The sequence below is a fragment of the Pseudomonas sp. B2021 genome (assembly GCF_018135665.1).
Lineage (GTDB): Bacteria > Pseudomonadota > Gammaproteobacteria > Pseudomonadales > Pseudomonadaceae > Aquipseudomonas > Aquipseudomonas lactis.
Genome location: NZ_SMOF01000001.1, coordinates 2,534,247 through 2,549,162 on the forward strand (window position 1 = coordinate 2,534,247; position 14,916 = coordinate 2,549,162).

The following is a 14,916-nucleotide window of genomic DNA, read 5'->3' on the forward strand; positions in this document are numbered from 1 at the left end:
ACAGTTGGACCGTGTACATATCCATTCCTGCGGTAACGGCCACTTAGGGTTCCGCCCTGACGGCGGCTCACTTTGCAAAAGCCGGGATGCCGGCCCAGGCCAAAGTAAGCAAAACGCTCTTGCCCCACCACTCGGCACCTCGCCTAGGCTCGGTGTGCCCGTAATCCGCCGGCATCCCTGCCGGTTTACCCCCCAAATCCCTGTCGAATTCCGGCCAGCGTGGTTTAACGGGGCGCTTGAGATCAAAAGCAGATCAAGATCAAGATCAAGATCAAGATCAAGAGCGACTCGCTTCGCATCGTGGTTACCGTCGGTTGCTACAGCCTATAAAGTTGTGTAGATACCTATGGCCATCGCAGGCAAGCCCGCTCCCACGTGGGTTTTGTGTTGGCTGGAAGAGGTGGGTTATTTGCCGCCTGTAATCTGCTTCACCAACTGTGCATGCCCCTTCACATCATCCGCCCGGGAAATCGCCTGGATCACCAGCAAATGGTTGCCCGAACCACCCAGGAAAGTGGAGTTCAGCGTCTTGCCACCACCTTGGGTAGCGCTGCTGTCCACTTGGCGCAGGCCCAGGCCCTTGTAGGTGAGTTTCTTCTCGCCCAGTTTCTTGAAGTCGGGCAGGGCAGCACTCTGGTCCTTGACGAAATCGGCCACGGCGCCGTCGAGGAACTGCGGGTCGTTATCCTGGATCTTTGTCCCATCGTTGCGCACGGTTTCGGCGACGATCACCACACTTTTCGTCGTTGAGTTGGCGTACAGGGTGCCTTGGGTGTCGGCGGTGCCGTCTTGCGCCGTGCCGGAGGGCAGGGTGTCGGCGCTGTAGGCCTTGGGCAGTTTGAAGGTGAACTTGCCACCCAAGGTGGAGATGGTCTTGGTGGTGGGCTTGGCAGCAGCGAACACGCTGCTGGCGGTGAGCGCGAGGGCCAGCAGCATTGCGGTCTTGGTGAACGTGGCCATGAAGCACTCCGGGGATGAACGAAATTGCGGCGTATTCTGTCAGAAAATTCGCAATCTCGTTCATCGGCCCCGTCACACTTTGTCGGAAGATTCTTCCTCAAGCCTGTCCATTTCAAACAAGCGCGCCAGCTCCGCACGGGCTTCCTGGGCGGTTTGCATGACCTTGGCCGCGTCGTCGTACACCGCGTGTTGGGCGGCGAGTACCTGCTGGTCGTGGGTCTTGAAGCGGTTGATGCGCGCATCGGCCTGGGCCTGGCTCAAACCGAGGCCGACCAGGGTACGGCGGCTCATTTCCAGGCTGGAGTAGAAGGTTTCGCGCACCGGTGAAGCGTCCAGGTCCACCAAGCGGTGTACGTGCTGGCGGTTGCGCGCACGGGCGATGATCTTCATGTGCGGGTAGAGGTTGCGCACCAACTCGGCGGTCTTGATGTTGATCTCCGGGTCGTCCATGGCGATCACGAAAAATTCCGCCTGATCGACTTTGGCCGCGTGGAGGATTTCCGGGCGCTGGGGGTCGCCGTAGAACACCGGCATGCCACCGAAACTGCGGGTCAGCTCGATGGTTTCCACCGAGGTGTCGAGGGCGATGAACGAGATGTTCTGGGCGCGCAGGATGCGCGCCACGATCTGGCCCATGCGGCCCATGCCGGCGATGACCACGCGGGGCGCATCGCTTTCGATGGCGCGGTATTCCTCGGGCACTTCCACCGGCTTGGCCTTGGGCTTGAACAGCTTCGGGCACACCAGCAACAGCAGCGGGGTCACGGCCATGGACAGGGTGATGGTGAGCACCAGCACGTCGTACAGCTGCGGTTCGAACAGGCCCTGGTCGCGGCCGATCTTGAACACCACAAAGGCAAATTCACCCCCCGCCGCCAGCACCACGCCCAGGCGTAAAGCGCTTTCGCGATTGAGGTCGCCCACCATTCGCCCGACGGCGTACAGCAGCGGCAGTTTCAAACCGATCAGCAGCAGAGTCAGGCCGATCACCACCAGCGGTGTGCTGAGCAGCAGGCTGAGGTTGGCGCCCATGCCTACGCTGATGAAAAACAGCCCCAGCAGCAGGCCCTTGAACGGCTCGATCTGGGATTCCAGTTCGTGGCGGTATTCCGAATCCGCCAGCAGCAGGCCGGCGAGGAAGGCGCCCAGGGCCATGGACACGCCCACCAATTCCATCAGCCAGGCGGTGCCGATCACCACCAGCAGCGCGGTGGCGGTGGACACTTCGCGCAGGCCGGTCTTGGCGACAATGCGAAACACCGGGCGCAACAGGTAGCGCCCGCCGATGATCACCACCGCGATGCTGCCGAGGATCTGCAGCACATGTTGCAGGCCTTGGGCCTCGGTGGTCGGATGATCGCTGCCGGCCAGCAACGGCACCATGGCGATCAGCGGGATGGCGGCGATGTCCTGGAACAACAGGATGGCAAAGGCCAGGCGCCCGTGGGGTTGGTTGAGCTCCTTGCGTTCGGCCAGGCTTTGCAGGCCAAACGCCGTGGAGGATAGTGCCAGACCCAGGCCCAGCACGATGGCGCTGTTCCACGACTGGCCAAACAGCCACAGCGCGACCGCGCCCATCACCACGCCAGTGAGCAGTACCTGGGCCAGGCCGACGCCGAACACCGCCTTGCGCATCACCCATAAACGTTTGGGCGACAGCTCCAGGCCGATGATGAACAGCAACAGCACCACGCCCAGTTCAGAAAACTGCGCCACGCTTTGCGGGTTGCCGATCAGGCCAAGTACCGATGGGCCGATGATCACACCGGCAAACAGATAGCCCAGCACCGCGCCCAATTGCAGGCGCTTGGCCAGGGGCACGGTGAGCACCGCGGCGAACAGGAACACCACGGCTGCTTGTAACAGGTTGCCTTCATGGGGCATTACGAACTCCAGCATTTGCATCGATCAACGGTAGGAGCGAGCTTGCTTGCGAAAAACGCAAGGGCACCGCGTTATATCCGGTTTGTCGCGTCATCGTTGAGGATTTTCGCGAGCAAGCTCGCGCCTACGGTGGGGGAGGATAGGGCCCTATTAGAGCGCTTTTTCACATTTGGAAACTTGTATTTTTGTCGCGACAGTCAATGGATGTTGGCTCTCATCCCATTTTTACGCAGGTTTTACGAAAGTATTAATACCATTTAATTCAATGGCTTTCGCGCAGGTCTACTAACGTTTCGAAAAACTGGATCAGTAGTCACCACGGTCAGGTGTTTCGAATTCGATGCGTGTGGATCGTTGAAACAAGGCGTGCACGCAGTCACGGATGAAAGGCTTGGACCACAAGGAGTAGAACGTGGATAGAAGACTTGCGACTGCCGCTTTACCTCGTATTTCTGCGCTTTCTCTTGCGATCCGCCTGGGCGTGGCCGGGCTGGTGATGGGGCTGGCGAGCCCGGATGTGTTCGCCGCCTGTAGCCCGGCGAGTCCCACCGCTGGAGCGACGGTGACCTGTACGGGTGTGCCGACATTGCCGCTGTTTCTCAATACCTTCAGCAGTGCAGTCAACAGCCTGACGGTCAACGTCAACGCGGGGGCGCAGCTCAATGCGACGTTGGGCGGTAAAGCACTGACCCTGACGGGTAACAACACGACGTTGAACAACGCCGGCACGATTGACCCCGCGTTACTCGGGTTGGTAACTCTCCTGAGCGGTGGTGTGGTGATTGGTAATACGACAGCCAGCGTGTTGAACATCACCAACGCCGTCACTGGCACTATTCGTGGCACCGGCGCGGTGCTTGGGGTGGACCTGGCCTCCTTGGACGGCATGGCGCTGAACGCCACCAACGGTGTAGGCGGCATCACCACGATCGTCAACAACGGCACCATTGGCTCTTCGTCCTTGCTCAACCTGGCGCTGCTCCCCTCCAACACCCCAGTGGTGGCGGTGCAGGGCGGCGGGCAGGTCAATATGACTAACAACGGTACCCTGACCGGGCGCGTGGCTTTCGAGAGCTCTACTGCGGGGAACACCTTCCGCAACACTGGCACTATCTCTGGTGGCGTGTCGATGGGGGTCGCCAGTTCCAACACCTTTACCGCTGTCACGGGGTCGCAAGTGACCAGTGGCGGCGGCGTCGAGGTAAGCCTGGGCAACCTGCTCGGCGTAAACCTCACCTTTGCGCCCACCGGCCAGGTGGACGGCGGCGCAGGCGGCAGCAACTCGCTGATTCTTGAAAACACGACGGGTGTCGGTGGTGGCAGTACAGGCACCGGCACTGCTTCCAGCGCCAACTATGTCAACTTCAACAACCTGGCCATCAACAGTGGCACCTGGACGTTGCAGGGGCCGTTGGTCAGCGGCAGCACTACGCTCAATGGCGGTGTGGCGCAATTCAATAACAACGCGACATTTGGCAGCGGTGTGCTCACGTCTAACGGCGGCGCTATCGAGGCCACCGGCAACGGCTTGACGCTGGCTAACCTGATGACCCTCGGAACCGGTGGCCTGACGGTGCAGGGGGCTGCTACCGGGCTGACTTTGAGTGGCCTGATCTCGGGCACTGCTGGCCTGAACAAAGCCGGTACCGGCGAGTTGATCCTTAGCGGCGCCAACACCTTTCAGGGCGGCACCACCTTGAATGCCGGCACGCTCACATTGGGCAATGCCGCAGCGCTAGGCTCCGGTGCCTTGACCGTCGCGGGTGCGGGTACGTTGCAGAGCAATGCTGCGCTGACCACCAGCAATGCGATTACCTTGAACGCCAATCTGACCGTAGATGGCGTGAACCCGCTGACCCTTGGCGGGGTTGTCAGCGGCGGTTCCGGGTTGATCAAGGAGGGCGTATCGAGCCTGGCGCTTACGGGCAACAATACTTACACCGGCGCCACGGCCCTCAACGCCGGTTCGCTGGTGGTTGGCTCCAATACTGCGCTCGGCACCAGTGTGTTGAACGCCTCGGCGGGTACCACGTTGGATGCCAGTGCAGCAGTGAGCCTGGGCAATAACCTCAACCTGGGCGGTAACCTGACCCTTGGCGGCAGCAACGCGCTGACCCTTGGCGGCGTGGTGGCGGGCCTTGGCGGGTTGATCAAGAACGGCCCGGCGGATCTGATCCTCAATCAAGCGAACACTTACCTGGGCAACACGGCACTCAACAGCGGCAAGCTGGTGATTGGCGCTACCGGTGCCTTGGGTGCGGGTACGTTGAATGCAGCCGCAGGCACGACCCTGGACGCCAGCACCACTGCCACGCTGACTAACGCGGTCAACCTGGCCGGTAACCTTGGAATCGGCGGCAGCGCCAACCTGACCCTGGGCGGCACGGTCAACGGTGCAGGCAGCCTGACCAAAAACGGCACGGCTGGCCTGACACTCAGCGGCAGCAATAACTTCCTGGGCGGCACCACGCTGAATGCGGGCAGCCTGACCGTCGGCAGCAACACGGCGCTTGGCCTGGGCAACTTGACCGTCGGCGGCGCCGCTACCCTGGACAGCACCTCGGCGGTGGCGCTGGGCAATAACATTGTCCTCAACGCCGGGTTGACCGTCGGCGGCGCCAATGGGCTGACCCTGGGCGGTGTGGTCAGCGGTGCGGGTGCGCTGATCAAGGATGGCCTGGCCAACCTGACCCTTAACGGCACCAACACTTTCACCGGTGGCACCAGCCTCAACGCCGGTACGTTGACCTTGGGCACGGCAGGCGCATTGGGCGCAGGCCCCTTGACGGTCGGCGGTGCGGCAACCCTGGATACCAGCGCGACCTTCACCCTGGGCAACGGGATTGCCTTGAATGGCGACCTGACGCTGGCGGGTAACAATGACCTGAACCTCAGCGGCGTGATCAGCGGCGCCAGTGCGCTGATCAAAAATGGCTTGGCTGACCTGACCTTGAGCGGCAGCAACACTTTTACCGGGCCATTGAATATTGTCTCCGGCAGCGTCACCACCGGCAGCACCGGTGCATTGGGCAGCACCTCCGGCGTTGATGTCAGCGCTGGCGCTGCGCTGAACCTGGGCGTCGATTCCAGCCTGGCAGGCCTCAGCGGTGCGGGTGGCGTGGCAGTCGGCGGCGGTTTGAACCTCACTGTGGGTGGCGTCAGCACCAGCAGTACCTTTGACGGTGATCTCAGCGGCGCTGGCGGCTTGATCAAGGTCGGCACCGGCACCCTCACGCTCAACGGAATCAATGGCATCACCGGTAACACGGCGATCAACGCGGGTACCCTGGATGTCGATGGTTCTCTGGGCAGCGCGTTGGTCAACGTGAATAGCGGCGGCACCCTCACCGGCAGTGGCTCGCTATTGGGTACGGCGAATATCAATAGCGGCGGGCACCTGGCGCTGGGCAGTGGCACGACCTTGTCGGCTGGCGGCCTGAACATGAGTGCCGGGGCCAGTCTGGATGTGGCGCTTGGCGCACCGTCGCTGACTTCGCTGATGAATGTCGGCGGCAACGTGAATCTGGCCGGCGACCTCAATGTGAGCGATGCCGGTGGCTTTGGCGCTGGCGTGTATCGCTTGATCAACTACACCGGCGGCTTGACCGGTGCATTGAACGTCAACACGGTGCCGCTGGGTTATGGCCTGGGTGATCTGCTGGTACAGACCTCAGTGGGCAGCCAGGTCAACCTGTTGGTAGCGGCGCCGAATATTCGTTTCTGGGACGGCAGCAACACCCTTGCCAACGGCACTGTTGACGGTGGCAGCGGCACCTGGACAGCGGGGGGCACCAACTGGACCTCGGCCGACGGCCTTTCCAACCAGACCTGGGGCGGTGGCTTTGCGGTGTTCCAAGGTGCTGCGGGCACTGTCAGCGTGGATGGCGTACAAACCATCACCGGTCTGCAATTCGTCACCGATGGCTACAGCCTGGTCAATGGCACCGGTGGGCAGTTGAGCACCGGCAGCGGCAACTTCGCCGTGCGCGTCGACCCACTGGCGACTGCCACCCTCGGCGTCGATATCACCGGCGCGGGCGTGCTGAACAAACTCGATACCGGCACGCTGGTGCTCAATGGCGCCAACAGCTACACCGGCGGCACCTTGCTCAATGGCGGTACGGTGGTGGTCGGCAGCAACACCGCGCTGGGCACTGGCACGCTGACCGCTGCGGCGGGCACCACCCTGGACAGCAACGCCTCTGTAACCCTGGGCAATGATGCGGTACTCAACGGCAGCCTGACGGTCGGCGGCAGCAACGCATTGGCGCTCAATGGCGCCATCAGCGGCACCGGTGGCCTGGTCAAGAATGGCACGGCAGGCCTGACACTCGGCGGCACCAATACCTTCCTGGGCCCTGTGGCCTTGAACGCAGGCGGGCTGATCCTGGCCCGCAATACGGCGCTGGGCGCGGGCGTGTTGAATGCCGCAGGCGGTACCACCTTGGACGCGAGCACGGCGGTCACCACTACCAACGCGATCAATCTGGCGGGCAACCTGGGCATCGGCGGCACCGCTGACCTGACCCTCGGCGGCGCAATCAACGGTGCAGGCAGCCTGACCAAGGAGGGCACGGCCAATCTGATCCTCAGCGGCGCCAACGCCTACCTGGGTGGCACCACCCTGAACGCCGGTACGCTGACCTTGGGCAGCGCCACCGCCCTTGGCCTGGGCAACCTCACCGTTGGCGGCGCGGCGACCCTGGATAACTCGGCAGCGCTGAGTGTGGGCAATGGCGTCGTGCTTGACGCCAACCTCGCCGTCACCGGCAGCAACGACCTGACCCTGGGTGGCCTGGTCACCGGCACGGCTGGCCTGAGCAAAGACGGCGCGGCCAACCTGACCCTCAATGGCGTCAACACCTTCCAAGGCGGCACCAGCCTCAACGCCGGCACGCTGACCCTGGGCACGGCAGCAGCCCTGGGTACCGGCGCCTTGAACGTAAACGGTGCAGCTACTCTGGCCAACAGCACACCGCTGGTATTGGCCAATGCGGTCAACCTCAACGCTGGGCTGACCGTGGGCGGTCTCAACAACAACCTGACCCTGGCCGGCGTGCTGGCCGGCAGCGGCAGCCTGGTCAAAACCGGCACGGCGGATGTGAGCCTCACCGGTACTAACACCTTCAACGGCCTGTTCGATGTGCAATCAGGCAGCCTCACCACGCTGGGCAACGGAGCACTGGGTGTCGGCGCCGGGGTCAACCTGGCGAGCGGTACCTCCTTGAACCTGGGCGGCAGCGCCAGCCTGGGCGCCCTCACGGGTACCGGTATTGCCACCGTAGGCGCCGGCAGCACCTTGAGCGTCGGCAACAATAATCTGGACAGCACCTTCGACGGCATCGTGGCAGGCCTCGGCGACCTGGCCAAAGACGGCACAGGCGCCTTGACCCTCGGTGGCCTCAGCGTGGTGACCGGGGACGCCCAGGTCAACGCCGGCAGCTTGCTCGTCAATGGTTCCCTGGCCAGCGCCAACGTGGCGGTGGGCAGTGGTGCCACCCTCGGTGGTACCGGTACTTTGTTGGGCAACGTGAGCATCGCCGACGGCGGCCACCTGGCCGTCAATTCCGGCGCGACCCTGACCACCGGTTCGCTGCTGCTCAATGCCAACTCCAACCTGGATGCGGGCCTCGGCGCGCCCGCGACGGGCGGCACCGCGCTGGTGCAGGTCAACGGCAACCTGACCCTGGACGGCACCCTCAACGTCACCGATATCGGCGGCTTCGGTGCGGGTATCTACCGCCTGATCGACTACACCGGCGGCCTGACCAACAACGGCCTGCTGCTGGGCAGCCTGCCGGTGAACATCCCGGCCAGCGACCTGGACCTGCAAACCGCGATCGGCAACCAGATCAACCTGCTGGTCAACGGCAGCACCAACGTGCAGTTCTGGGACGGCAGCCAAACCACGGGCAATGGCACCATCGAAGGCGGCAGCGGCACCTGGAGTGCAGGCGGCAGCCAATGGACCGGCGTCAACGGCGCATTCAACACCGCCTGGACCCCGAACAGCTTTGCCGTGTTCCAAGGCTCGGCAGGCACCGTCACGGTTGACGGCGCGCAAGCCGTCACCGGTTTGCAGTTCGTCACGGATGGCTACACCCTGGCGGGCGGCGCAGCGGGCGCCTTGACCCTGTTCAATGGTGTGGGTGGCAACACCGCCGTACGTGTCGATCCCGGCGTCACCGCCACCCTGGGCGTCGCGCTTAACGGCGGCGGCACTCTGGCCAAGCTCGACACCGGTACCCTGGTGCTTAACGGTGCCAACAGCTACACCGGCGGCACCGCCCTGGATGGCGGCACCCTGGTGGTCGGCAATAACAGTGCCCTGGGCAGCGGCCTCTTGACCACCGCCAACGGCACCACCCTGGACAGCAACACCGCGGTCAGTCTGGCCAATGCGCTCAACGTCAACGGCAGCCTCACCCTCGGCGGCAGCAACGCCCTGACCCTGGCCGGCACCGTGGCGGGCACGGGCAGCCTGATCAAGAATGGCATCGCCAACCTGACCCTCAGTGGCAACAACACCTATGCCGGCCCAACCGCACTCAACGCAGGCGGCCTGATCCTGGCCTCCAACACGGCCCTGGGCAGTGGCGCTCTGAACGCGGCCGCTGGCACCACCCTCGACAGCAGCACGGCGGTCGCCCTGGCCAACACGGTCAATCTGGCCGGCAACCTGGGCATTCTGGGCACCGCCGACCTGAGCCTGAACGGCCTGGTCAGCGGTAGCGGTGGGCTGACCAAAACCGGCGCGGGCAACCTCACGCTCAACGGCGCCAACGCCTACCTGGGCGGCACGCAATTGAATGCCGGCTCCCTGACCCTGGGCAATGCGTCGGCCTTGGGCAGCGGTGCCTTGGCGGTCAATGGGGCAACTACCCTGGACACCAACACGGCGTTGGCCCTGGCCAATAACACCAGCCTGAATGCCGCGCTCACCGTCGGCGGCAGCAACGATCTGAGCCTCAACGGTGTAGTGGACGGCAGTGGTTCGTTGATCAAGGCCGGTGGCGCCAACCTGACGCTCAACGGCGCCAACACCTACAGCGGCGGCACGGCGCTCAGTGCCGGCACGCTGACCCTCGGCAGCACCACAGCCCTGGGCTCGGGCGCGTTGACCGTCGGCGGTACGGCGACCCTGGCCAACAGCACGCCGCTGGTGCTGGCCAATGCGGTCAATCTCAATGGCGACCTCACTATCGCTGGTAGCAACAACCTGACCCTGGCCGGTGTGCTCGCTGGCAATGCGGCGCTGATCAAAAATGGCGCGGCGGACCTGCTGCTGACCGGCAACAACAGCTTCAGCGGCCCGCTGACCGTGGCGGCGGGCAGCGTGACCACGACGGGTAATGGTGCACTGGGCACCACCTCCGGCGTCACTGTCGGCAGCGGCGCCAGCCTCAACCTGGGTGGCAATGCCAACCTCAACAGCCTGGCCGGCGACGGCGTGGTACAGGTGGCTGGCGGCAACACGCTGGCGGTGGGTGGCAGCAACCTGGATAACAGCTTTGGCGGCGCGCTGAACGGTGCCGGCAACCTGGATAAAAACGGCAGCGGGGTGCTCAACTTGAGCGGTACCAACGCCATCAGCGGTGCGGCCAACGTCAACGGCGGTACCTTGAATGTCACCGGTTCCCTGGCCAGCGGCACGGTGGCAGTGAGCAGCGGCGCGACCCTGGCCGGCAGCGGTTCATTGGCCGGCGCGGTGACCGTGGCCGACGGTGGGCACATCGGCCTGGCCTCCGGCAGCACGTTGTCGGTGGGCTCGTTGGTGCTGGGCGGCAACTCGAACCTGGATGTCGGTCTCGGCACCCCAGTGCTGGGTGGCGGCACAGGCCTGCTGAATGTCGGCGGCAATCTGACCCTGGACGGCAACCTCAATGTCACCGATATCGGCGGCTTTGGCAGCGGCGTCTACAACCTCATCAACTACACCGGGGCCTTGACCGATAACGGCCTGGTTCTGGGCACACTGCCAGGCAGCGTGGTGCCGGGCGACCTGCAAGTGCAGACCGCGATCACCAACAAGGTCAACCTGCTGGTGACTGCGCCCAACACCACCGTGCAGTTCTGGGATGGCAACAGCCTGATCGGCAACGGCGCGATTGACGGCGGCAACGGCACCTGGAACGCCGGCAATACCAACTGGACCAATGTCGACGGCACCCTCAACCAGGGCTGGGTCAACAGCTTCGCGGTGTTCCAAGGCGAGGCAGGCAACGTGACGGTGGACGGCACGCAGAACATCACCGGTATGCAGTTCGTCACCGACGGCTACACCCTGGGCGCCGGCACGGCGGGGGTGCTCAACCTGGTCAATGGCGGCACCGGCAACACCGCGGTGCGCGTCGACCCGAACGCCACCGCGACCCTGGGCGTGATCCTCAACGGCGCCGGCACCCTGGCCAAGCTCGACAGCGGCACCCTGGTACTCAACGGCAGCAATGGCTACACCGGCGGTACCGCGCTGAACGGCGGCACCCTGGTGGTGGGCAATAACAGTGCCCTGGGCACAGGCGCTCTGACGGCGACCGGTGGCACCACCCTGGACAGCAACGCGGCGGTCAGCCTGGCCAATGCGGCCGTGCTCAACGGTGCCTTGGCGGCGGGTGGCAGCAACGCACTGACCCTCGACGGGGTTATCAGCGGCAGCGGCAGCCTGGTGAAAAACGGTGCGGCAGCGTTGACGCTCAATGGCGTCAACAGCTACAGCGGCGGCACGGGCCTGAACGCCGGTCAATTGATCCTCGGCAATAATGCTGCCCTGGGCAGTGGCGCTTTAACGGTGGGCGGCGCGGCGCAACTGGATGGCGGCACCGACCTGCAACTGGCCAATGCCCTCAACCTCGGTGGCCCGCTGACCCTGGCCGGCAGCCACGACCTGGCCCTCAACGGCGTGGTCAGCGGCAGCGGCAGCCTGATGAAAAATGGCAACGGCGCCTTGTTGCTGACCGCTGCCAACACCTACAGCGGCGGCACCACGCTCAACGGCGGCAGCACCACGGGCAACGCCACCAGCCTGCAAGGCGCTATCGCCAACAACGCGGCGTTGACCTTTGAGCAAGCCAGCGACGGCACCTACACCGGCAACCTCACCGGTACCGGCGTGTTGAACAAAACCGGTACCGGCGCGTTGCTGCTCAGCGGCAACAACACCTTTACTGGCAACACCAACGTCAACACCGGCAGCCTGCTGGTCAACGGCACCTTGAATAGCGCCGTGGTGCAAGTCGCTAGCGGCGCGACCCTCGGCGGCAGCGGTACCCTGGGCGGTGCGGTGAACATGGCTGACGGCTCGGTGCTCCAGGCCGGTGCCGCGACGCCGCTGTCGGTGGGTTCGCTGGCCTTGTCATCGGGCACCACCCTGGACTTCGCCCTCGGTGCGCCGGGTGCCTCCAGTACAGCGGTGAACGTGGCGGGCAACCTGACCCTGGACGGCACCCTCAACGTCAGCGATACCGGCGGCTTCGGCGTCGGCGTGTATCAACTGTTCCGCTACGGCGGCAGCTTGACCGATAACGGCCTCACCTTTGGCACCTTGCCGGTGGCACTGGGTAACCTGAGCCTGCAAACGGCGCTGGCCAACCAGCTCAACCTGGTGGTGCAAACCACCCCAGGGCAGATCCAGTTCTGGAACGGCGGCACCACCAACCCTGATGGCAGCATCAGCGGCGGCAGCGGTACCTGGGGCCCAGGCACCAACTGGACCGACCCCACCGGCACCCAAGGGCAGGCGTCCACCAATCAGTTCGCGGTATTTGGCGGGCAGGGCGGCACCGTGACCGTGGTCGGCAACCAAGGCTTCACTGGCCTGCAAGTGCTGGACGCCGGCTACACGCTGGTCGCCGGCGCAGGCGGCAGCTTGAGCCCGACCAATGCGGCGGATGGCAGCCTGGCGCCGGTGCGGGTCAATTCCGGCGTGACCGCTCAGATTGATGCACCGCTGGTGGGAACCGGCGGCATCAACAAGCTGGATGCGGGCACCTTGCTGCTGACTGGCGCCAATACCTACACCGGCGGCACCACCGTCAGTGGCGGTACGCTGGCGGGCACCACCACCAGCCTGCGTGGCAGGATCCTCAACAACGCGCGGTTGTTGTTCGCCCAACGCACCAATGGCCAGTTCAGCGGTACCTTGAGCGGCACGGGTGCGCTGATCAAGCAAGGCGCAGGCGCGCTGTTGCTGACCGGCAACCAGCCGTTCAGCGGCACCGTGGCAGTGGAAGAGGGCGTGTTGCAAGTGGGTAACGCGGCCAACCCAGGCGCGGTGCTTGGCGGCCAAGTCACTGTGGCCAACGGTGCGGGGCTGACCGGTAACGGCAGTGTCGGTTCGCTGGTCAACAACGGCTCGGTGACGCCCGACGGTGGCAAGCTGACCGTGGCCGGCAACTTCACCAACGCCAGCACCGGTGCGCTGAACCTGGTGATCACCCCATCCACCACCGGCTCCCTGGCCGTGGGCGGCACCGCCAACCTGGGCGGTACCTTGAATGTGGTCAACCTGGCTCCCTATGCCGGCGCCACCACCTACACCCTGCTGACAGCCGGCGCGGTCAACGGCACCTTTGCCACCACCAACCTGGAGAACCTGGCGTTCCTCACGACCGCGTTGAACTACAGCCCAACCCAAGTGGCCCTGGCGGTCAGCCGCAACAACGTCAGCTACGCCAGCGTGGCGGCCACCGGTAACCAACGCGGCGTGGCGGCGGCGTTGGGCACAGGTACCGCAGTCGGTGGCGCAGCGGTGCAAAATGCACTGCTTAACGGTAATGCAGCGGCGGCACGTGCGGCCTTCGACAGCTTGTCCGGCGAAATCCACGCCAGCACCGCCAGCGCCATGCTTGAAGATTCGCGTTATGTGCGTGACGCGGTCAACGAGCGCCTGCGCCAACCCGGTTGCTACCGCGAGGACGACCCGCGCAATGCTCTGGCACCCAGCGAGAACCACCTGAGCAGCGCCGGTTGCCACGGCGAGATGGTCGGTTGGATGCGCGTGCTCGGCACCTGGGGCCATATGGGCGGTGACAGCAACAGCGCCAAGCTGGACCGCAACCTCAGTGGCTTCCTGCTCGGTACCGACAAGCAAGTGGACGACGCCTGGCGCGTGGGCGTGGCCGCCGGCTACACCCGCAGCGACCTGGACGCCAAGCGCCGCAATTCCAGCGCCGATGTGGACAGCTACCACCTGATGGCCTACACCGCCTACCAGCAAGAAGCCTTCGCCGCACGCATGGGCGTGGCGTACAGCTGGCATGACGTCGAAAGCAAACGCAACGTGGCCGTCGGCGGCGAGGGCCAACGCCTCAAAGCCGACTACAAGGCACGCAGTGCGCAAGTATTCGGTGAAGTCGGCTACACCATTCAAACCCCTACCGTAGCCCTGGAACCGTTCGCCGGCCTGGCCTACGTCAACTACGACAGCGACACGATCAAGGAAAAAGGCGGCTCGGCAGCCCTGCGTGGCGATGCCGACCAGGACATCACCTACTCGACCTTGGGCGTGCGCATTGGCCAGACCATCACCCTGGGCAACGGCTCGAAAATCACCCCACGGGGCAGCATCGGCTGGCGCCATGCCTTCGGTGACACCAAGCCCGACGCCGACCTGAGTTTTATCAATGGCGGTGGCTCGTTCAGCACCCAGGGTGTGCCGATTGCCAAGGACAGTGCGGTGGTGGAAGCGGGCCTGGATTACCAGATCAGCCAGAACGGCAGACTGGGCCTGGGCTATTCCGGCCAACTCTCGCGCAACGACAAGGACCACGCGGTGACGGTGAGTTTCTCCCTCGGTTTCTGATCACGGCCGAGTTTTCTTGAACCGCCCGCAAGGGCGGTTTTTTTTGCGCTGAAAGCAGGGCCTGCCGAATCCCCATGTAGGAGCGAGCAAGTTCGCTCCTACAGGTAAGAACCGTGCTATTCCTCTTGTCCCCGCTTCCCATGTCACCCCCCAGCCCACAGATCCCTTAATTTTCAAGCCTGCCGGAAGCCCCTCCAGGCCTACGGCTGCGCCCGCAGTTTTTTACAGGCGCGCGGTACTGCCGATCCAAGCGGCAAAACTGAATACGGACA

The 14,916-nt window shown here is 64.2% G+C and carries 3 protein-coding genes; 1 reads left to right on the forward strand and 2 read right to left on the reverse strand.

The annotated features are described in order from the left end of the window. Positions 1-405 precede the first annotated feature (405 nt). Both E1K68_RS11450 and E1K68_RS11455 read right to left on the reverse strand, forming a co-directional pair. Positions 406-960: a hypothetical protein gene (locus E1K68_RS11450; RefSeq protein WP_212614112.1), complete on the reverse strand. Its 555-nt coding sequence runs from the start codon at positions 958-960 to the stop codon at positions 406-408. A 72-nt stretch (positions 961-1,032) separates the two neighbouring features. Further along, positions 1,033-2,844, reverse strand: coding sequence for a monovalent cation:proton antiporter-2 (CPA2) family protein (locus E1K68_RS11455; RefSeq protein WP_034133836.1), 1,812 nt, complete (start codon positions 2,842-2,844; stop codon positions 1,033-1,035). A gap of 412 nt (positions 2,845-3,256) precedes the next feature. Here E1K68_RS11455 and E1K68_RS11460 point away from each other — a divergent pair, with 412 nt between their 5' ends. Beyond that, positions 3,257-14,644, forward strand: coding sequence for an autotransporter-associated beta strand repeat-containing protein (locus E1K68_RS11460; RefSeq protein WP_212614113.1), 11,388 nt, complete (start codon positions 3,257-3,259; stop codon positions 14,642-14,644). Positions 14,645-14,916 lie beyond the last annotated feature (272 nt).

Bases quoted from the DNA above. Each gene is read 5' to 3' on its own strand.
- E1K68_RS11455 (WP_034133836.1), bottom strand. From the start codon at position 2,844: ATGCCCCATGAAGGCAACCTGTTACAAGCAGCCGTGGTGTTCCTGTTC.
- E1K68_RS11450 (WP_212614112.1), bottom strand. From the start codon at position 960: ATGGCCACGTTCACCAAGACCGCAATGCTGCTGGCCCTCGCGCTCACC.